The organism is Pseudomonas sp. R9.37 (assembly GCF_963878885.1).
Taxonomy (GTDB): Bacteria; Pseudomonadota; Gammaproteobacteria; order Pseudomonadales; family Pseudomonadaceae; genus Aquipseudomonas.
The window spans coordinates 244178-262077 of record NZ_CAWNZA010000011.1; the positions used below are offsets into that span (position 1 = coordinate 244178).

At 61.4% G+C, this 17900-nt stretch carries 20 protein-coding genes; 11 read left to right on the plus strand and 9 right to left on the minus strand.

The genetic code is table 11. The annotated features are described in order from the left end of the window. The first annotated feature begins 153 nt into the window (after window positions 1–153). Genes metX through AACU78_RS07805 form a run of 6 tightly spaced genes read left to right on the plus strand, consistent with a single transcriptional unit; the run spans window position 154 to window position 4510 of the window. Window positions 154–1293, plus strand: coding sequence for a homoserine O-succinyltransferase MetX (gene metX / locus AACU78_RS07780; protein WP_106575683.1), 1140 nt, complete (start codon window positions 154–156; stop codon window positions 1291–1293). Between the two features lie 7 nt (window positions 1294–1300). Next, on the plus strand, window positions 1301–1921 hold the full coding sequence (gene metW, locus AACU78_RS07785; RefSeq protein ID WP_106575684.1) for a methionine biosynthesis protein MetW: 621 nt from the start codon (window positions 1301–1303) through the stop codon (window positions 1919–1921). 21 nt (window positions 1922–1942) lie between these two features. Next, complete coding sequence (locus AACU78_RS07790; protein ID WP_106575685.1) at window positions 1943–2377, plus strand: DUF4426 domain-containing protein; 435 nt, start codon at window positions 1943–1945, stop codon at window positions 2375–2377. Continuing rightward, window positions 2374–2970, plus strand: coding sequence for an RdgB/HAM1 family non-canonical purine NTP pyrophosphatase (gene rdgB, locus AACU78_RS07795; protein ID WP_049711104.1), 597 nt, complete (start codon window positions 2374–2376; stop codon window positions 2968–2970). The genes AACU78_RS07790 and rdgB overlap by 4 nt, the downstream gene beginning before the upstream one ends. Further along, window positions 2967–4169, plus strand: a complete 1203-nt coding sequence (gene hemW / locus AACU78_RS07800; protein ID WP_106575686.1) for a radical SAM family heme chaperone HemW — start codon at window positions 2967–2969, stop codon at window positions 4167–4169. Before rdgB ends, hemW begins: the two co-directional genes overlap by 4 nt. 17 nt (window positions 4170–4186) lie before the next feature. Next, window positions 4187–4510, plus strand: a complete 324-nt coding sequence (locus AACU78_RS07805) for a DUF3392 domain-containing protein (RefSeq protein WP_016972961.1) — start codon at window positions 4187–4189, stop codon at window positions 4508–4510. Window positions 4511–4654: 144 nt separating this feature from the next. On the opposite strand, the gene trmB is transcribed toward AACU78_RS07805, so the two are convergent. From trmB to AACU78_RS07825, 4 genes are all read right to left on the minus strand, one after another. Continuing rightward, entirely contained in the window at window positions 4655–5380 is a 726-nt protein-coding gene (trmB, locus tag AACU78_RS07810; protein ID WP_106575687.1) for a tRNA (guanosine(46)-N7)-methyltransferase TrmB, read from the minus strand. Window positions 5381–5389: 9 nt separating this feature from the next. Then, window positions 5390–6184 carry a thiazole synthase gene (locus tag AACU78_RS07815; protein ID WP_015886353.1) on the minus strand — a complete coding sequence of 265 codons (795 nt, stop codon included), beginning with the start codon at window positions 6182–6184 and terminating at the stop codon, window positions 5390–5392. A 65-nt stretch (window positions 6185–6249) separates the two neighbouring features. Beyond that, window positions 6250–6450, minus strand: coding sequence for a sulfur carrier protein ThiS (gene thiS, locus AACU78_RS07820; RefSeq protein ID WP_015886354.1), 201 nt, complete (start codon window positions 6448–6450; stop codon window positions 6250–6252). Between the two features lie 71 nt (window positions 6451–6521). Then, window positions 6522–6899 carry a DUF423 domain-containing protein gene (locus AACU78_RS07825; protein WP_106575688.1) on the minus strand — a complete coding sequence of 126 codons (378 nt, stop codon included), beginning with the start codon at window positions 6897–6899 and terminating at the stop codon, window positions 6522–6524. A gap of 74 nt (window positions 6900–6973) precedes the next feature. On the opposite strand from AACU78_RS07825, the gene mtgA reads away from it, so the two are divergent. Beyond that, complete coding sequence (gene mtgA / locus AACU78_RS07830; RefSeq protein WP_106575689.1) at window positions 6974–7696, plus strand: monofunctional biosynthetic peptidoglycan transglycosylase; 723 nt, start codon at window positions 6974–6976, stop codon at window positions 7694–7696. Between the two features lie 146 nt (window positions 7697–7842). Here mtgA and rpoH read toward each other — a convergent pair whose 3' ends face one another. The 4 genes from rpoH to ftsY all read right to left on the minus strand — a co-directional run bounded on the left by rpoH (window position 7843) and on the right by ftsY (window position 11944). Next, on the minus strand, window positions 7843–8697 hold the full coding sequence (gene rpoH / locus AACU78_RS07835) for an RNA polymerase sigma factor RpoH (RefSeq protein ID WP_003176698.1): 855 nt from the start codon (window positions 8695–8697) through the stop codon (window positions 7843–7845). Window positions 8698–8826: 129 nt separating this feature from the next. Continuing rightward, the gene (ftsX, locus tag AACU78_RS07840; RefSeq protein ID WP_106575690.1) at window positions 8827–9849 is read right to left on the minus strand and encodes a permease-like cell division protein FtsX; all 1023 of its coding nucleotides are present in this window, start codon (window positions 9847–9849) and stop codon (window positions 8827–8829) included. Continuing rightward, complete coding sequence (ftsE, locus tag AACU78_RS07845) at window positions 9846–10517, minus strand: cell division ATP-binding protein FtsE (protein ID WP_003213784.1); 672 nt, start codon at window positions 10515–10517, stop codon at window positions 9846–9848. Before ftsE ends, ftsX begins: the two co-directional genes overlap by 4 nt. After that, window positions 10514–11944 carry a signal recognition particle-docking protein FtsY gene (ftsY, locus tag AACU78_RS07850; protein ID WP_106575691.1) on the minus strand — a complete coding sequence of 477 codons (1431 nt, stop codon included), beginning with the start codon at window positions 11942–11944 and terminating at the stop codon, window positions 10514–10516. Before ftsY ends, ftsE begins: the two co-directional genes overlap by 4 nt. Before the next feature lie 338 nt (window positions 11945–12282). Here ftsY and AACU78_RS07855 point away from each other — a divergent pair, with 338 nt between their 5' ends. From AACU78_RS07855 to AACU78_RS07870, 4 genes are all read left to right on the plus strand, one after another. After that, the gene (locus AACU78_RS07855; protein ID WP_106575692.1) at window positions 12283–13638 is read left to right on the plus strand and encodes a M16 family metallopeptidase; all 1356 of its coding nucleotides are present in this window, start codon (window positions 12283–12285) and stop codon (window positions 13636–13638) included. After that, window positions 13631–15121, plus strand: a complete 1491-nt coding sequence (locus AACU78_RS07860; RefSeq protein WP_106575693.1) for a M16 family metallopeptidase — start codon at window positions 13631–13633, stop codon at window positions 15119–15121. The genes AACU78_RS07855 and AACU78_RS07860 overlap by 8 nt, the downstream gene beginning before the upstream one ends. Continuing rightward, on the plus strand, window positions 15121–15738 hold the full coding sequence (gene rsmD, locus AACU78_RS07865; RefSeq protein WP_106575694.1) for a 16S rRNA (guanine(966)-N(2))-methyltransferase RsmD: 618 nt from the start codon (window positions 15121–15123) through the stop codon (window positions 15736–15738). Before AACU78_RS07860 ends, rsmD begins: the two co-directional genes overlap by 1 nt. Before the next feature lie 185 nt (window positions 15739–15923). Then, window positions 15924–16919, plus strand: coding sequence for a hydrolase (locus tag AACU78_RS07870; RefSeq protein ID WP_106575695.1), 996 nt, complete (start codon window positions 15924–15926; stop codon window positions 16917–16919). Window positions 16920–17040: 121 nt separating this feature from the next. On the opposite strand, the gene AACU78_RS07875 is transcribed toward AACU78_RS07870, so the two are convergent. Then, window positions 17041–17895 carry a sulfurtransferase gene (locus AACU78_RS07875; protein WP_106575696.1) on the minus strand — a complete coding sequence of 285 codons (855 nt, stop codon included), beginning with the start codon at window positions 17893–17895 and terminating at the stop codon, window positions 17041–17043. Between the last annotated feature and the right edge of the window lie 5 nt (window positions 17896–17900).

Genomic DNA, 17900 nt, shown 5'->3' on the forward strand with positions numbered 1-17900 from the left:
GGTAGATCAGTCGATATTTTCGCTGACTGACACACCGCATTCGCGAGCAAGCCCGCTCCCACATTTTGTATCTGCGTACGGGCGCAGGCCTTTGCTTGCCGCTAGGTGCAGCGGTCTTTAGACTTACGCCTCATTTAAACGAGAGCAGGGTCGATGCCAGCTGCCTTCCCCCCCGATTCTGTTGGACTGGTCGTGCCCCAAGTGGCGCACTTCAGCGAACCGCTGGCCCTGGCCTGCGGCCGTTCGCTGCCGGCCTATGACCTGATCTACGAAACCTATGGCCAACTGAACGCCACGGCGAGCAACGCCGTGCTGATCTGCCATGCCTTGTCCGGCCATCATCACGCCGCCGGTTTCCACAGTGCCGACGAGCGCAAGCCCGGCTGGTGGGACAGCTGCATCGGCCCCGGCAAGCCCATCGACACCAACAAATTCTTTGTGGTCAGCCTGAACAATCTCGGCGGCTGCAACGGCTCCACCGGCCCGAGCAGCCTCAACCCGGAAACCGGCAAACCGTTCGGCGCGGATTTCCCGGTGCTGACCGTGGAAGACTGGGTGCACAGCCAGGCGCGCCTGGCTGACCTGCTGGGCATCGGCCAGTGGGCTGCAGTGATCGGCGGCAGCCTGGGCGGCATGCAAGCGCTGCAATGGACCATCTCCTACCCGGACCGCGTGCGCCATTGCCTGGCAATCGCTTCGGCGCCGAAACTGTCGGCGCAGAACATTGCTTTCAACGAAGTGGCGCGCCAGGCCATCCTCACCGACCCCGAGTTCCACGGCGGTTCGTTCCAGGAAGCGGGCGTGATCCCCAAGCGTGGCTTAATGCTCGCGCGCATGGTCGGGCACATCACTTACCTGTCCGATGACTCCATGGGCGAAAAATTCGGCCGTGGCCTCAAGAGCGAGAAGCTCAACTACGACTTCCACAGCGTCGAGTTCCAGGTTGAAAGCTACCTGCGCTATCAGGGCGAGGAGTTTTCCGGGCGTTTCGACGCCAACACCTACCTGCTGATGACCAAGGCGCTGGACTACTTCGACCCGGCCGCCAACTTCAACGACGACCTGGCGAAAACCTTTGAGGGTGCCAGCGCCAAGTTCTGCGTGATGTCGTTCACCACCGACTGGCGCTTCTCGCCGGCCCGCTCCCGTGAGCTGGTGGACGCGCTGATGGCCGCCAAGAAAGATGTCTGCTACCTGGAGATCGATGCTCCGCAAGGCCATGACGCCTTCCTGATTCCGATCCCGCGCTACCTGCAGGCTTTCAGCAATTACATGAACCGCATAACTCTGTGAGAACGCCATGAGAGCCGACCTGGAAATCATCCAAGACTGGATCCCCGCCGACAGCCGCGTGCTCGACCTCGGTTGCGGTGATGGCGAACTGCTGAGCTGGCTGCGCGACAACAAGCAAGTCACCGGCTACGGCCTGGAAAATGACCCGGACAACATTGCCCAATGCGTGGCCAAGGGCATCAACGTGATCGAGCAGGACTTGGACAAGGGCCTGGGCAACTTTGCCAGCAACAGCTTCGACATCGTGGTGATGACCCAGGCCCTGCAAGCCGTGCACTACCCGGACCGTATTCTCGACGAAATGCTGCGTGTGGGCCGCCAATGCATCATTACCTTCCCCAACTTCGGCCACTGGCGCTGCCGCTGGTACCTGGCCACCAAGGGCCGGATGCCGGTGTCGGACTTCCTGCCTTACACGTGGTACAACACCCCGAACATCCACTTCTGCACCTTCGAAGACTTCGAAGCCTTGTGCGGAGAGCGTGAGGCCAAAGTCATCAACCGCCTTGCCGTCGATCAACAGCATCGCCACGGCTGGGCGAGTAAGCTATGGCCCAATCTGTTGGGCGAAATCGGGATCTACCGCGTCAGCAGTCCTGGCCTCACGGACCATCAAATTGCCGTCTAACCATTTTCAAGGAGGACGAACATGAGTCGTTTGGCTGTATTTCTACTCACCGCATGCCTGGGCGTCAGCGCCATGGCGGCGGATGCCATCGATGGTAATCGCCAGAAAGAATTCGGCGATATCACGGTGCATTACAACACCCTGACCACGAGTTTCCTGACGCCGGAAATGGCTCAGGAAGCCGGGATCGTACGCAGCAAAGAGCTGGGCATGATCAATGTGTTCGTGAACAAGGGCGTCGAACCGATCGACGCAACCGTCACCGGCACGATCAAAGACCTGGGCGGCAAGAGCGAGATGCTCACGTTCAAGAAAATCATCCAGAACGGCTCCACGCTGTATGTCGCCCAGTACGCGGTGCCACAGCAGGAAACCAAGATTTTCACCATCAATGTTGAAACCGGCGGCAAAGCCCACGGTTTCCAATTCAACCAAGAACTGTTTCCGGCCGACTGATGAACCTCACACAACTCGTACTGGCCAGCCATAACGCCGGCAAACTCAAAGAGCTCCAGGCGATGCTCGGTGATTCTGTGCAACTGCGCTCGATCGGCGAGTTCAGCCAGGTCGAGCCGGAAGAAACCGGCCTGTCGTTTGTCGAAAACGCGATCCTCAAGGCCCGCAACGCCGCGCGTATCTCCGGTTTGCCTGCGCTGGCGGATGATTCGGGCCTGGCGGTGGACTTCCTGGGCGGAGCTCCTGGCATTTATTCGGCGCGGTATGCCGACGGCAAGGGCGACGCGGCCAACAACGCCAAGTTGCTGGACGCTCTCAAGGACGTGCCGGACGCGATGCGCGGTGCGCAGTTTGTCTGTGTGCTGGCGCTGGTGCGCCACGCCGACGACCCGCTGCCGATCCTCTGCGAAGGCCTGTGGCACGGGCGCATCCTGCATGCGGCCAGTGGCGAGCACGGGTTTGGCTACGATCCGCTGTTCTGGGTGCCGGAGCGTAATGTTTCCAGCGCCGAACTGAGCCCGGCCGACAAGAACCAGATCAGCCACCGCGCCCGCGCAATGGATTTGCTGCGCCAACGCCTGAGCCTGAAATGACCCAGAACACCTCCGCGCAGCCGCTGATCCACGGCGGCGCGCAAACGCCTCGGGCGGCCCTGCCGCACCTGCCGCCCTTGGCGCTGTACATCCACATTCCATGGTGCGTGCGCAAATGCCCGTATTGCGACTTCAACTCCCACACCGCCAGCAAAGTGCTGCCGGAAGAAGAGTACGTGGACGCGTTGCTGGCTGACCTTGATCAAGACCTGCACGCGGTTTATGGCCGTGAACTCAGTTCGATCTTCTTCGGTGGCGGCACGCCAAGCTTGTTCAGCGCCGCTGCGCTGGGCCGTTTGCTCAAGGGCGTGGAAGCACGCATCCCGTTTGCCGACGACATCGAAATCACCCTGGAAGCCAACCCCGGGACCTTCGAGCAAGAGAAGTTCGTGGCCTACCGCGCGCTGGGCATCAACCGCCTGTCCATCGGCATCCAGAGTTTCCAGCAGGAGAAGCTCGAAGCCCTGGGCCGCATTCACAACGGTGACGAAGCCGTGCGCGCCGCCGGCATGGCGCGCCAGGCCGGGTTTGATAACTTCAACCTGGACCTGATGCATGGCTTGCCCGATCAAACCCTGGACGACGCCCTGAGCGACTTGCGCCAGGCCATCGCCCTGAAACCGACGCACCTGTCCTGGTATCAGCTGACCCTGGAACCCAACACCGTGTTCTGGAACCAGCCGCCCGCGCTGCCGGAAGATGACACCCTGTGGGACATTCAGGAAGCCGGCCAGGCGCTGCTGGCTGAACACGGTTACGCGCAATATGAAGTGTCGGCGTATGCCCAAGCGGGCCGCCCGGCGCGGCATAACCTGAATTACTGGAGCTTTGGCGATTTTATCGGCATCGGCGCCGGCGCCCACGGCAAGCTCAGCCACCCGGACGGGCGCATCGTGCGCACCTGGAAGACCCGAGCACCCAAGGATTACCTTAACCCGGCCAAAAGCTTTCAGGCCGGGGCGAAAGAACTGACCAATGAAGAACTTCCATTCGAGTTCCTCATGAACGCGTTACGGCTCACCGACGGCGTCGACGCCAAGCTCTATGCCGAGCGCACCGGCCTCGACCTGGCGAGCCTGGACGAAGGCCGCAAGGAGGCAGAACAAAGTGGCTTAATGCAGGTCGAACCGTCACGCCTGGCGGCGACCGACCGCGGGCAACTCTTTCTCAATGACCTGTTGCAGAAGTTTTTGAGCTGACGCTCTAAGGAATTCGAATGGATTTGGTACTCGACCTGCTCGCCACCGTATCCCGCTGGAGCCGAAGTAACCTGTCGGAAATCTCTCTGGCTCTTGTCGGCTGCTTGCTGGTGTTGTTCGGCGCCGATATCAAAGGCTGGGTCGAGGCCCGCCTGGGCAGTATCGCGGGCGCATTGCGCGTCCCCTTGATGGCGCTGGTGTGCATGATCGGCAGCGGTGCGGCGTTGATCTACGCCACGCCATGGATCGTGCGGGGGTTGAGCCAGTTCAATAACTACAGCCTGGCGCCAGTGTTGGTGGTGGTGCTGGTGCTGATTGGCGTAGTAGCAGACCGCCGCTGACTGCCAATCCAACAGGGATACAAATGTGGGAGCGGGCTTGCTCGCGAAAACGGTGTGTCAGTCACCTTACAGGTCGACTGATTCAGCGCCTTCGCGAGCAAGCCCGCTCCCACTTTTTTGACCGTATTCCAAGCTAATGGCTTGTCAGTCGACCTTCTCGAACTTCAGATCCCAAACGCCATGCCCCAACCGCTCGCCGCGGCGCTCGAACTTGGTGATCGGACGCTCAGCCGGGCGTGGCACGCATTTGCCGTCTTCGGCCAGGTTGCGATAGCCAGGGGCGACGTTCATTACTTCCAGCATGTACTCGGCGTACGGTTCCCAGTCGGTCGCCATGTGCAGGATGCCACCGACTTTAAGCTTGCTGCGCACCAGCTCCGCGAACGAAGCCTGGACGATGCGACGCTTGTGGTGACGGGCTTTGTGCCACGGGTCCGGGAAGAACAGCATCAGGCGATCGAGGCTGTTGTCGGCGATGCAGCGGTTGAGCACTTCAATCGCGTCGCAGTCATAGACCCGCAGGTTAGTCAGGCCTTGGGTCAGCACGCCGTTGAGCAACGCGCCGACACCCGGACGGTGTACTTCCACACCGATGAAGTCCTGCTCCGGCGAGGCCGCGGCCATTTCCAGCAAGGAGTGACCCATGCCGAAACCGATTTCCAGGGAACGCGGGGCCGAACGGCCAAACACCTGGTCGTAGTCCACTGGCGCGTCGGCCAATGGCAAAACGAACAGCGGCGTGCCCTGCTCCAGGCCCTTTTGCTGGCCTTCGGTCATACGGCCCGCGCGCATCACAAAGCTCTTGATGCGGCGGTGCTTGGACTCGTCGCCCTCTTCCACGGTGTTCGGCGTTTCGTTTGATTCAGTCATCAATAGCTCTTACTTGATCAGACCATCCAGCGGCGAAGAGGCGCTGGCATAGAGTTTTTTCGGCATACGGCCGGCGAGGTAGGCCAGGCGGCCCGCGACGATCGCGTGGTTCATGGCTTCAGCCATCATGATCGGCTGCTGGGCATGAGCGATGGCCGAGTTCATCAGCACCGCATCGCAGCCCAGTTCCATGGCGATGGTGGCGTCGGAGGCAGTGCCTACGCCCGCGTCCACCAGCACCGGAATCTTGGCTTCTTCGAGGATGATCTGCAGGTTGTACGGGTTGCAGATACCCAGGCCGGAACCGATCAGACCGGCCAGCGGCATCACGGCAATGCAGCCGATTTCTGCCAGTTGGCGGGCAATGATCGGGTCATCGCTGGTGTAAACCATCACGTCGAAGCCTTCCTTGACCAGCGTTTCGGCGGCCTTCAGGGTTTCGATCACGTTGGGGAACAGGGTTTTCTGGTCGGCCAGCACTTCCAGCTTCACCAGGTTGTGGCCGTCGAGCAGCTCGCGGGCCAGGCGGCAAGTGCGCACCGCTTCAATCGCGTCGTAACACCCGGCGGTGTTCGGCAAGAAGGTGTAGCGGTCCGGCGACAGCACTTCGAGCAGGTTCGGCTCGCCTTCGATCTGGCCAAGGTTGGTGCGGCGCACGGCGAAGGTGACGATCTCGGCGCCCGAGGCTTCGATGGCCAGGCGGGTTTCTTCCATGTCGCGGTACTTGCCGGTGCCGACCAGCAAACGGGACTGGTAGGTACGACCGGCCAGAACGAAGGGCTTGTCGCTACGAACGATGCTCATGGGAAATCCTCGAGGTGGGATGAGGTTCTGCAGAATGCGGATTGGCGCGCTGGCGCGCCGGGCGACTAACCGCCGCCGATGGCATGGACCACTTCGACCTGATCACCTTCGGTGAGCGCGGTCTCGGCGTGCAGGCTACGCGGGACGATATCCAGGTTGAGCTCCACTGCGACGCGACGCCCGGTCAAGTCCAGACGGGTCAGCAGGGCCGCAACGGTTTCACCGTCGGGCAGTTCAAAGGATTCGCCGTTCAACTGAATGCGCATGCCACGGGCCGCCATCGTTTTTAGGGGCCAGCATTCTAGCCCGATTGGCGTTGTCGGCCCAAGCCCCTCGGTCAGATGACCTGCAGGCGCCATGCGGTGAGGCCGAGAAAGAACCAGCCCAACAGGAATGCCAGCCCACCAAACGGCGTAATGATGCCGAGCTTGCTGATGCCGGTCAGTGTCAGTGCATACAAGCTGCCGGAAAACAGCAGGATACCGACGGTAAACGAGATGCCCGCCCAGCTGACCAGCCGGCCAGGAATGTGCGCGGCCAGCAGCGCCACGCCGAACAGCGCCAGGGCGTGCACCAGTTGGTACGTCACGCCGGTATGAAAGATCGCAAGGTACTCGGCGCTCAAGCGGTTTTTCAGGGCATGAGCAGCAAAAGCGCCGAGGGCAACGCCGGTGAAGCCGAAAAAGGCAGCCAGCATCAGAAAGCTACGCAGCATGAGGAACTCCAATCAGACTCAAAGGGCCGGGTCTGTATAATGGCCCGCTCTACGGGTTCGGCCAAGCCATCTCTATGCTGCGTCTCCTCTTCAAGCGTTTTCTCAAAGTCGTGAAATGGTTTGCCATCGGCAGTGTGCTGCTGGTGTTGCTGTTTCGTGTCGTGCCGCCACCGTTCACCGCATTGATGGTGGAGCGCAAGGTCGAATCCTGGGTTGACGGCGAGCCGATTGACCTGCAACGCACGTGGGTGGCGTGGGACGAGATCTCCGACGACCTCAAAGTGGCGGTGATGGCCGGTGAAGACCAGCGCTTCCCGCAGCATTGGGGCTTTGATTTTGACGCGATTCAAGCGGCGCTGCTGCACAACGAACGCGGCGGCTCGATTCGCGGCGCCAGCACCCTGAGCCAGCAAGTGTCGAAAAACCTGTTTCTGTGGACCGGCCGCAGCTACCTGCGCAAAGGCCTGGAGGCCTGGTTTACCGGGTTGATCGAGGTGTTCTGGCCCAAGCAACGGATTCTTGAGGTGTACCTCAACAGCGTCGAATGGGATGAAGGTGTGTTCGGCGCCGAAGCGGCGGCTCGGCATCACTTTGGCGTGAGTGCCAAAGGGCTTTCCCGTCAGCAGGCCAGTTACCTGGCGGCGGTGCTGCCGAACCCTCGGGTATGGAGCGCCAGCCATCCAACCGCCTATGTGGCGCGACGGGCTGCCTGGATTCGCCAGCAGATGAGCCAGTTGGGGGGCGATGGTTATCTGGTCGAACTGAACAATTCGCGCAAGGCACCCTGGTCCGACTGATACCCACTGACGCAACACAAAAACAAATGTGGGAGCGGGCTTGCTCGCGAATACGGTGGTTCAGTCAACATTTGCGATGACTGACACTCCGTATTCGCGAGCAAGCCCGCTCCCACATTCGATCGTGGTGTTTTCGAAACCAGCGTTTAGGCGGCGATGGACAGTTTCAGCTTGTTCATCGCGCTTTTCTCAAGCTGACGAATCCGCTCGGCCGACACGTTGTACTTCTGCGCCAAGTCGTGCAGCGTGGCTTTTTCTTCTGCCAGCCAGCGCTGGTAGAGGATGTCACGGCTGCGGTCGTCCAACACTTCCAGCGCTTCGTGCAGGTTGTGGTTGGAGTTGTCGCTCCAGTCCGCATCTTCCAGTTGACGCGCCGGGTCGTACCGGTGGTCTTCCAGGTAGTTGGCCGGCGACTGGAAGGCGCTGTCGTCGTCCGCTTCGGCGGCCGGGTCGAAGGCCATGTCATGGCCGGTCAGGCGGCTTTCCATCTCGCGCACTTCACGCGGCTCTACACCGAGGCTTTCGGCCACACGGTGGACTTCCTCGTTGTTCAGCCACGCCAGGCGTTTCTTCTGGCTGCGCAGGTTGAAGAACAGCTTGCGCTGGGCCTTGGTGGTCGCGACTTTCACAATGCGCCAGTTGCGCAGGATGAATTCGTGAATTTCCGCCTTGATCCAGTGCACAGCAAACGACACCAGACGCACACCCATTTCAGGGTTGAAGCGTTTTACAGCCTTCATCAGGCCGACGTTGCCTTCCTGAATCAGGTCAGCCTGGGCCAGACCGTAGCCGCTATAGCTACGGGCGATATGTACGACAAAACGCAGGTGGGCGAGCACCATCTGCCGAGCCGCCCCCAAATCCTGCTCATAGTAGAGACTCTCGGCCAGTTCACGCTCCTGCTCGGGCGTCAGCAATGGAATGCTGTTGACCGTGTGCACATAGGCCTCCAGGTTCGCACCCGGGACCAGAGCATAAGCAGGTTGCAAAGAAGTGGTCATACGAAAAAACCTCCGACTCACATAACTCGTGCAGTTCAGCACTGCGAAAATTGACCGGGAACCGTAGGACAAGTTCCCTAAACCACTGATACGGTCAATACAAACGAAACCACATTAATCTGACATTAACTACTTTGGCGCCAGCTCACGTAAGTGACGAGCGACCGCAATCCACGCACCGATATACCCCAACAATACCGCGCCAAGCAAGAGTGACAGCCCATCGGCAACCGGCACGCCGGCCAGGGCAAAATCGCTGCCGTACAGGCCGGCAAGCCCGACTACCGCGTCGTTCAGCCAGTCAAGGCCAAAAGCCAGCACGCCCCAGGACAAAATCCCGGCACCAAAGCCATAAAGCGCGCCCATGTACAGAAAAGGACGACGCACATAGCTGTCCGTGCCGCCGACCAGTTTAATCACTTCTATCTCGGTGCGACGGTTTTCAATATGAAGACGAATGGTATTACCTATCACCAAAAGTAATGCAGAGACCAACAGCACCGTCAGGCCGAACACAAAGCGGTCGCCCAGCTTGAGAATCGCGGCAAGACGCTCTACCCAGACTAGATCAAGTTGCGCCTGTTGTACCTTCGGCATCTCTGCGAGTTTTTGTCGCAGGGCCTCCAGCGCCGGTTTGTCGACTTCATTTGGCGTTACCAGCACCACGCCCGGCAGCGGGTTTTGCGGCAACTCTTTGAGCGCCTCACCCAGGCCGGATTGCTGCTGGAACTCCTCAAGCGCCTGGTCGCGACTGATGTACTCGGCGTCCGCCACACCCGGCAGGTTCTTGATGTCATCGCGCAAGTTCTCGCCATCTTTGGCGCTGGCGTCGAGGTTCAGGTACAGCGAAATCTGCGCCGCACGCTGCCAGGAACCACCCAGGCGCTCGACATTATTAAGGAGCAGCGACAAACCCATCGGCAGGCTCAGTGCCACGGCCATCACCAGGCAGGTGAAAAAGCTGCCAATCGGTTGCTTGCCCAGGCGGCGCAGGCTGTCGAGGAGGCTGGCGCGATGGCTTTCGATCCAGGCGCGCAGCAGCGTGCCGAAGTCCGGACCGTCGTCCTCGTCGCGTTTTTTCTTCTGCGGCTGCGGGTCGGCGGCTTTAGGCGCCACACGCTCGGATACTTTAGGGCTGCGTGTTGCACTCATACGCCGGCCTCCCCATCACCAATCAGGCGGCCGCGTTGCAGGGTCAGCATGCGGTGGCGCATGCGCGCAATCAGCGCCAGGTCGTGACTGGCGATCAGCACGCTGGTGCCCAGGCGATTGATATCTTCGAATACGCCCATGATCTCGGCCGCCAGGCGCGGGTCGAGGTTACCGGTAGGTTCGTCCGCCAGCAGCAAGGCCGGGCGGTGAACAATCGCGCGGGCGATGCCGACGCGCTGTTGCTGGCCGGTGGACAAATCGCCCGGATACAGATCGGTCTTGTCCGACAGCGCTACGCGCTCCAGGGCCGAGTCCACCCGCTTGACGATCTCGGCCTTGGACAGCCCGAGAATCTGCAACGGCAGCGCAATGTTGTTGAACACGGTGCGATCAAACAGCAACTGGTGATTCTGGAACACCACGCCAATCTGACGGCGCAGGAACGGAATCTGTGCATTGCTGATGGTGGCCAGATCCTGGCCCGCCAGCAGCAACTTGCCGGTGGTCGGGCGTTCCATGGCCAGCAGCAGCCGCAGCAGCGTACTTTTGCCCGCGCCCGAATGACCAGTTACAAACAAGAATTCGCCACGACGCACTCGAAAGCTCAGCTCATGCAAGCCCACATGCCCGTTGGCGTAGCGTTTACCGACCTGTTCGAATCGAATCATGAACGCTCCCGCTCGGCGAAAAGTGCCTGTACAAAGGGTTCGGCTTCAAAGGTGCGCAGGTCGTCGATGCCTTCACCGACGCCGATGTAACGAATCGGCAACCCGAACTGTTTGGCAAGGGCGAAGATCACGCCGCCCTTGGCCGTGCCGTCGAGCTTAGTCAATGCCAGGCCGGTGAGTTGCACCGTCTGGTTGAATTGTTTGGCTTGGCTGATGGCGTTCTGGCCGGTGCCGGCGTCAAGCACCAGCAACACTTCGTGCGGCGCGTCGGCGTCGAGCTTGCTGATGACGCGGCGGACCTTTTTCAACTCTTCCATCAAGTTGTCTTTGGTGTGCAGACGACCGGCGGTATCGGCAATCAATACGTCGATGTTACGGGCCTTGGCGGCTTGCACGGCGTCGAAGATGACGGACGCGGAGTCGGCGCCGGTGTGCTGGGCGATGACCGGAATCTTGTTGCGCTCACCCCACACCTGCAGCTGCTCCACGGCTGCGGCGCGGAAGGTGTCGCCAGCGGCGAGCATGACTTTCTTGCCTTCCGACTGCAGCTTCTTGGCCAGCTTGCCAATGGTGGTGGTTTTACCGGCGCCGTTGACACCGACGACCAGGATCACGAACGGCTTGTTCGGCGTGATCACCAGCGGCGCTTCCACGGGTTTGAGCATCGCGGCCAGTTCAGCCTGCAGCGATTTGTAGAGCGCGTCGGCGTCGGTCAGTTGTTTGCGCGCAACCTTCTGCGTCAGGCTCTGGATGATCACCGCAGTGGCTTCGACGCCCACGTCGGCGGTCAGCAGACGAGTTTCGATGTCTTCCAGCAGCTCGTCATCGATGACCTTTTTGCCCAGGAACAGACTGGCCATGCCTTCGCCGATGCTGGCGCTGGTCTTGCTCAGACCTTGCTTGAGGCGGGCAAAGAAGCCGGTTTTGCTGGTTTCAGCGGCAGCGGCGACCGGCTCCGGGGCAGCGGGCGGCTCGATCACGGCAGGCGCGGCAACGACGACAGGCGTTGGCGCGGGCTCAACAACTGCTGGCGCAGGCGTTTCGATGACAGGTGACGACTCGACCACAACGGCAACAGGCTCGACCGCGAGCGGAATCGGCGGCGTCACGTGCTCAGCCTGCACATCCTCGACCAGTGCCACAGGTTCATCGGCAACCGGTAGCTCAAGCCACGGCTTGTGTTCAGGCTCAGGTTCCGGCACCTCCTCAACCACCGGCTGCAACACCGGCTCGGCCATCGGCAACACCACCGGTGCCGGGATTTCAGCAACCGGTTCGGCGTCAACTATAGGTTCGGGAATCGGCTCAGGCTGAACCTGTGGCTGTTCGACGACGGTTTCCTGCGGCTTTTTGCGCAGCCATCCGAACAGGCCTTTTTTCTCGCCAGCCGCAGCTGGGCTCTTCTTGTCGTCGTTGGAACCAAACATGGAGGACGGCTATCTCAAAGTAGCGATGCGCCAGGGCGCCTCGGTAAATAAATTCGATGCAGAACAGACTGCTTTAACGCTCGCTTGTTCATGCGCAACATTCTGCAAGGCGTAAATAAAGGCCTCAACAAATCGTTTCAATAAAGGACTGAAGCGACAAAATCGGCGAAAAGTGGAAGATCATCGGGGAAAACCACCCTCTACTCCAACATTTCTACGACTGGATCCGGGACAAGATGGCCGCCGCAGTGGCCGTCCCTAAATCGGATCAGTATCCTAGCACCTCCTCGCCCGCCGACGCTAAGACCAAGCGGGCAGCCCAACAGGTTTAAAAACGAATGAATGCTCTAGCCCGCCGCGCTGCAGGCCTGCTGCTCAGCACAGTTTGTCTGCCCCTTTCAGCCTTGGCTGCCGACCCACAACCCACCCACGAATTCACCCTGGATAACGGCCTCAAAGTGGTCGTGCGCGAAGATCATCGCGCACCGGTAGTGGTTTCACAGGTTTGGTACAAGGTTGGTTCGAGCTATGAAACACCCGGCCAGACCGGGTTGTCCCACGCCCTGGAACACATGATGTTCAAGGGCAGCGCCAAGGTCGGCCCCGGCGAAGCCTCGCTGATCCTGCGCGACCTGGGCGCCGAAGAAAACGCCTTCACCAGCGACGACTACACCGCCTACTACCAAGTGCTGGCCCGTGACCGCCTGGGCGTCGCGTTCGAGCTGGAAGCCGACCGCATGGCCAGCCTGCGCCTGCCGGCCGACGAGTTCAGCCGCGAGATCGAGGTGATCAAGGAAGAGCGCCGCCTGCGCACCGACGATAACCCGATGTCCAAGGCCTACGAGCGCTTCAAGGCCATGGCCTACCCGGCCAGCGGCTACCACACGCCGACCATCGGCTGGATGGCGGACCTTGAGCGCATGAAAGTCGATGAGCTGCGCCACTGGTATCAGTCCTGGTATGTGCCGAACAACGCCACGCTGGTGGTGGTCGGTGATGTCACTCCGGATGAGGTCAAGAACCTTGCCCAGCGTTATTTCGGCCCTATCCCCAAGCGTGACGTGCCACCCGCGAAAATCCCGCTGGAACTCGCCGAACCCGGCGAACGCCTGCTGACGATGCACGTGCAGACCCAACTGCCGAGCGTGATCCTGGGCTTCAACGTGCCGGGCCTCGCCACCGCCGAAGACAAGCGCTCGGTACAAGCCCTGCGCCTGCTCTCGGCGCTGCTCGACGGCGGCTATAGCGCGCGTATTTCGGAGCAACTGGAGCGCGGTGAAGAGCTGGTATCTGCCGCCTCCACCAGCTACGACGCATACACCCGGGGTGACAGCCTGTTCACCCTGACGGCCACGCCGAACCAGCAGAAGAAAAAGACCATTGCCCAAGCCGAAGCCGGCCTGTGGCGCCTGCTGGATGAGCTGAAAGCCAAGCCGCCGACCACCGAAGAACTGGAGCGTATCCGCGCTCAAGTGATTGCCGGCGTGGTCTATCAACGTGACTCCATCACCAGCCAGGCAACGGCTATCGGCTCCCTGGAAACCGTCGGCCTGTCCTGGAAACTGATGGACACCGAACTGGCCGACCTGCAAAGCGTGACGCCGGAAGATATCCAGAAAGCCGCACGGACTTATTTCACCCGCGAGCGTTTGAGCGTCGCCCATGTTTTGCCTGAGGAGACCGCTCATGAGTGATCGTAAAAGCAGCCGCCTGATCTTTCCTGGCCTGGTCGTCGTTACCCTGATCGCCGCCAGTGCCGTGTACTTCCTGCGCCCAAGCGAATCCGTCGCCAGCCAGGCCCTGGATAAAGCTGAATCGGCCAACAAATTGCAATCGCTGGCGGAACTGGACGGCAAGGCGCCGACCAACCGCAAGCTCGACGTGCAAACCTGGACCACCGCTGACGGCGCCAAGGTGCTGTTCGTCGAAGCCCACGAATTGCCGATGTTCGACATGCGCATCCTGTTCGCCGCCGGCAGCAGCCAGGACGGCGACACGCCCGGCCTGGCACTGTTGACCAATGCAATGCTCAACGAAGGCGTACCGGGCAAGGATGTCAGCCAGATCGCCAGCGGTTTTGAAGGCTTGGGCGCCGATTTCGGCAATGGTGCTTACCGCGACATGGCGCTGGTTTCGCTGCGCAGCCTGAGCGACAGCGACAAGCGCGACGCGGCCCTGGCGCTGTTCGACGACGTGATCGGCAAACCGACCTTCCCTGCCGATTCCCTGGCGCGGATCAAAAACCAGATCCTTGCAGGCTTTGAATACCAGAAGCAGAACCCGGCCAAGTTGGCCAGCCTTGAGCTGTTCAAGCGCCTGTACGGTGACCACCCTTACGCCCACCCGAGCGAAGGCACGCCCGACAGCATTGCGAAGATTAACCTCGCGCAATTGCAGGCGTTCCACGCCAAGGCGTATGCCGCGGGCAATGCGGTGATTGCAGTGGTCGGCGACCTGACCCGTGCCGAAGCCGAAGCCATGACGGCCAAGGTCTCCGCGTCGCTGCCTAAAGGCCCGGCCCTGGCGAAGATCGCCCAACCGACCGAACCGCAACCCGGCTTGAGCCATATCGAATTCCCGTCCAAGCAGACGCACCTGCTGTTCGCGCAATTGGGCATCGACCGCGCCGACCCGGACTACGCGGCCTTGTCGCTGGGCAACCAGATCCTGGGCGGCGGTGGTTTCGGCACCCGCTTGATGAGTGAAGTGCGTGAAAAACGCGGCCTGACCTACGGCGTGTACTCCGGCTTCTCGCCGATGCAGGCACGTGGCCCGCTCATGATCAACCTGCAGACCCGCGCCGAAATGAGCGGCGGCACCCTGCGCCTGGTCGAAGACGTGCTGGCCGACTACCTCAAGACCGGCCCGACGCAAAAGGAACTGGACGACGCCAAGCGTGAGCTGGCCGGCAGCTTCCCGCTGTCCACCGCGAGCAACGCCGATATCGTCGGACAGCTGGGCGCCATGGGTTTCTACAACCTGCCGCTGAGCTATCTTGAGGATTTCATGAAACAATCCCAGGCCCTGACCGTAGAGCAGGTCAAGGCTGCAATGAATAAACACTTGAGCGCCGACAAGATGGTCATCGTGACCGCCGGCCCGACGATTGCGCAAAAGCCACTACCGCCCCCCACTGATAAACCTGCCGAGCAGCCGCTCGGGGTTCCGGAGCATTAATGGCCAGTTCATCTCGCCCGAAAAAACCCGTCCACAACGTACATAACGGTGTGGGCCAACTGCGCATCATTGGCGGTGAATGGGGCAGCCGCAAGCTGAGCTTCCCCGACGTCGTAGGCCTGCGCCCGACGCCGGATCGCGTGCGTGAAACCCTGTTCAACTGGCTTGCGCCGTACATCGGCGGGGCCAAAGTGCTGGACCCGTTCGCCGGCAGCGGCGCGCTGTTCCTGGAGGCGCTGTCCCGTGGCGCGGCCCAGGCCCAGGCGCTGGATGCCAGCAATGTGGCGGTGTCCAGCCTCAAGGAGCACCTGGGCACTTTGCGCTGCACCACCGGCCAGGTCCAGACCGCCGACGCGCTGCGCTACCTGGAAACCCAGGCGGCGACTGAATACGACGTGGTGTTTCTCGACCCGCCGTTCAATCAGAACCTGTTGCCGACCGTGTGTGCGCTGCTGGAAGAGCGTCAGTGGCTGGCGGCAGATGCGTGGATCTACACGGAAAGTGAAACCGCGCCGTCTACCCTCGGCCTGCCGGGCGCCTGGCGCCTGCACCGCGAGCAGAAGTCCGGCCGGGTGTACTACGCGCTTTGGCATCGCCTGGTAGAAAGCGCCGCCTGATGTGTGGCAAGCGGGGCTTGTTGCCCCGCGTTGGGCCGCGAGGCAGCCCCATAAGAATCACCGCGTTCACTCTGCCCGACCGCTGTGACTGAGCCAGGGCCGCTGCGCAGCCCAACGCAGGGCAGGCCTGCTCGCCACATGAAGCCTCGCTCGCCACAACAAGTCCGCTCGCTACAGAGATGTCCATGACCCCTTCCGTCGACCTGTTCAAACCCGCTTTCGGCCTCGGCAACCCGCACCTGCAAACGCTGTGGGGGCCGTTGTGGCGTCCTACCACGCATATTGAACGCCAACGCGAACGCTTGTGGCTGGACGACGGCGACTTCCTCGACCTTGACTGGCACGGCCCCCATGACGCGCAAGCGCCATTGGTGCTGGTGCTGCATGGGCTGACCGGCTCGTCCAATTCGCCCTACGTGGCCGGCTTGCAAAAAGTCCTCGCCGCCCAAGGCTGGGCGAGCGCCGCGTTGAACTGGCGCGGGTGTTCGGGTGAGCCCAACCTGCTGGCGCGCAGTTACCATTCGGGCGCCAGCGAAGACCTGGCAGCAGCGATTGCGCATCTGCGCGCCAAGCGACCGTTGGCGCCGCTGTATGCCGTGGGTTATTCGCTGGGCGGCAATGTGCTGCTCAAGCACTTGGGTGAAACCGGCCAAGCCTCGGGGCTGCATGGCGCGGCCGCGGTGTCGGTGCCGTTTCGCCTGGATCAGTGTGCGGATCGCATCGGGCTGGGGTTTTCGCGGGTGTATCAGAAGCACTTTATGCGCGAGATGCTGGCGTATATCCGCGTCAAGCAACGTCGTTTTTTACAGGATGGCCAAGCTGACGGGCTAAAAACCCTCGAGGCACTCGGCTCGCTGGAGAAGATGCGTACGTTCTGGGACTTCGACGGGCGGGTGACCGCGCCGCTGCATGGCTTTCTCAGCGCCGAGGACTATTACCGCCGCGCGTCGAGCCGGTATTACTTGGGTGACATTCGCACACCCACTCTGATCATCCACGCCGCCGATGACCCGTTTGTGTTCGCCCACAGCTTGCCCGAGGCCAGCGAACTGTCGGACTGCACCGAGTTTGAGCTGCTGGCCAAGGGTGGGCATGTGGGGTTTGTCGATGGTTCTCTCAGGCGCCCGAGCTACTACCTCGAACGCCGAATCCCGCAATGGCTACTGACACAACGCGGTTAAAAAATGTGGGAGCGGGCTTGCTCGCGAAGGCGGTGTATCAGTCACAAATCTATCGACTGACACTCTGCATTCGCGAGCAAGCCCGCTCCCACATTTTGATTGGGTTTGCAGGGCTGGCGGCTTAGTCGCCGGTTGCGATTTGCCGTGCCGGGTCGGTAATCCACTCGCTCCACGACCCCGCATACAGTTTGCCCAACGGGTAACCCGCCAAACTCAGCGCAAACAGGTTGTGACACGCCGTCACGCCAGAACCGCAATACGCCACCAACTCTTCCGGCGAACGGCCCTTCAACTGCGCAGCGAAACGCTGCTTGAGCTGCTCAGCTGGCAGGAAGCGACCGTCACTGCCCAGGTTTTCGTTGAACGCCGCACATTGGGCGCCGGGAATGTGCCCGGCAATCGGGTCGATAGGCTCCACGTCGCCGCGAAAACGCGCTTGGGCGCGGGCATCGATCAAGGTCATGCCCGGTTCGCCCAAGCGTTTTTGCAGGTGCTCGGCGTCCAGCACGAGGTGATTGTCCGGGGTGCCGGCGAACGTCCCCGGCTCAACCACGGGCGCGTCCAGGCTCAGCGGGAAGCCGGCCGAGTGCCAGGCCTTGAGGCCTGCGTCCAGAATAAACACACCGTCGCGTTTGCCCAGCCAAGCCAGCAGCCACCACGCGCGGGCGGCATAAGCGCCGGGGCCGTCGTCATACAGCACGATGTCCGTGTCGGCATTGATGCCCCAGGCCCGCAGTTGCGCGGCCAAGGTGTCCGCCGCCGGCAACGGATGACGCCCGGTCACGCCCTTTGTCACCGCACCGCTGAGGTGGCGCTCCAGGTCGGCATATTGCGCACCTTCGATATGCCCTTCGGCGTAGCTGCAAAGCCCGTAGTCCGGGTCTTCCAGGGCGAAGCGGCAATCCAGGATCACCAGCCCGGCCGCCTTCTGGCGCTCGGCGAGTTGCTGGGGGCTGATCAGTTGGGCAAGCGGCATGACGG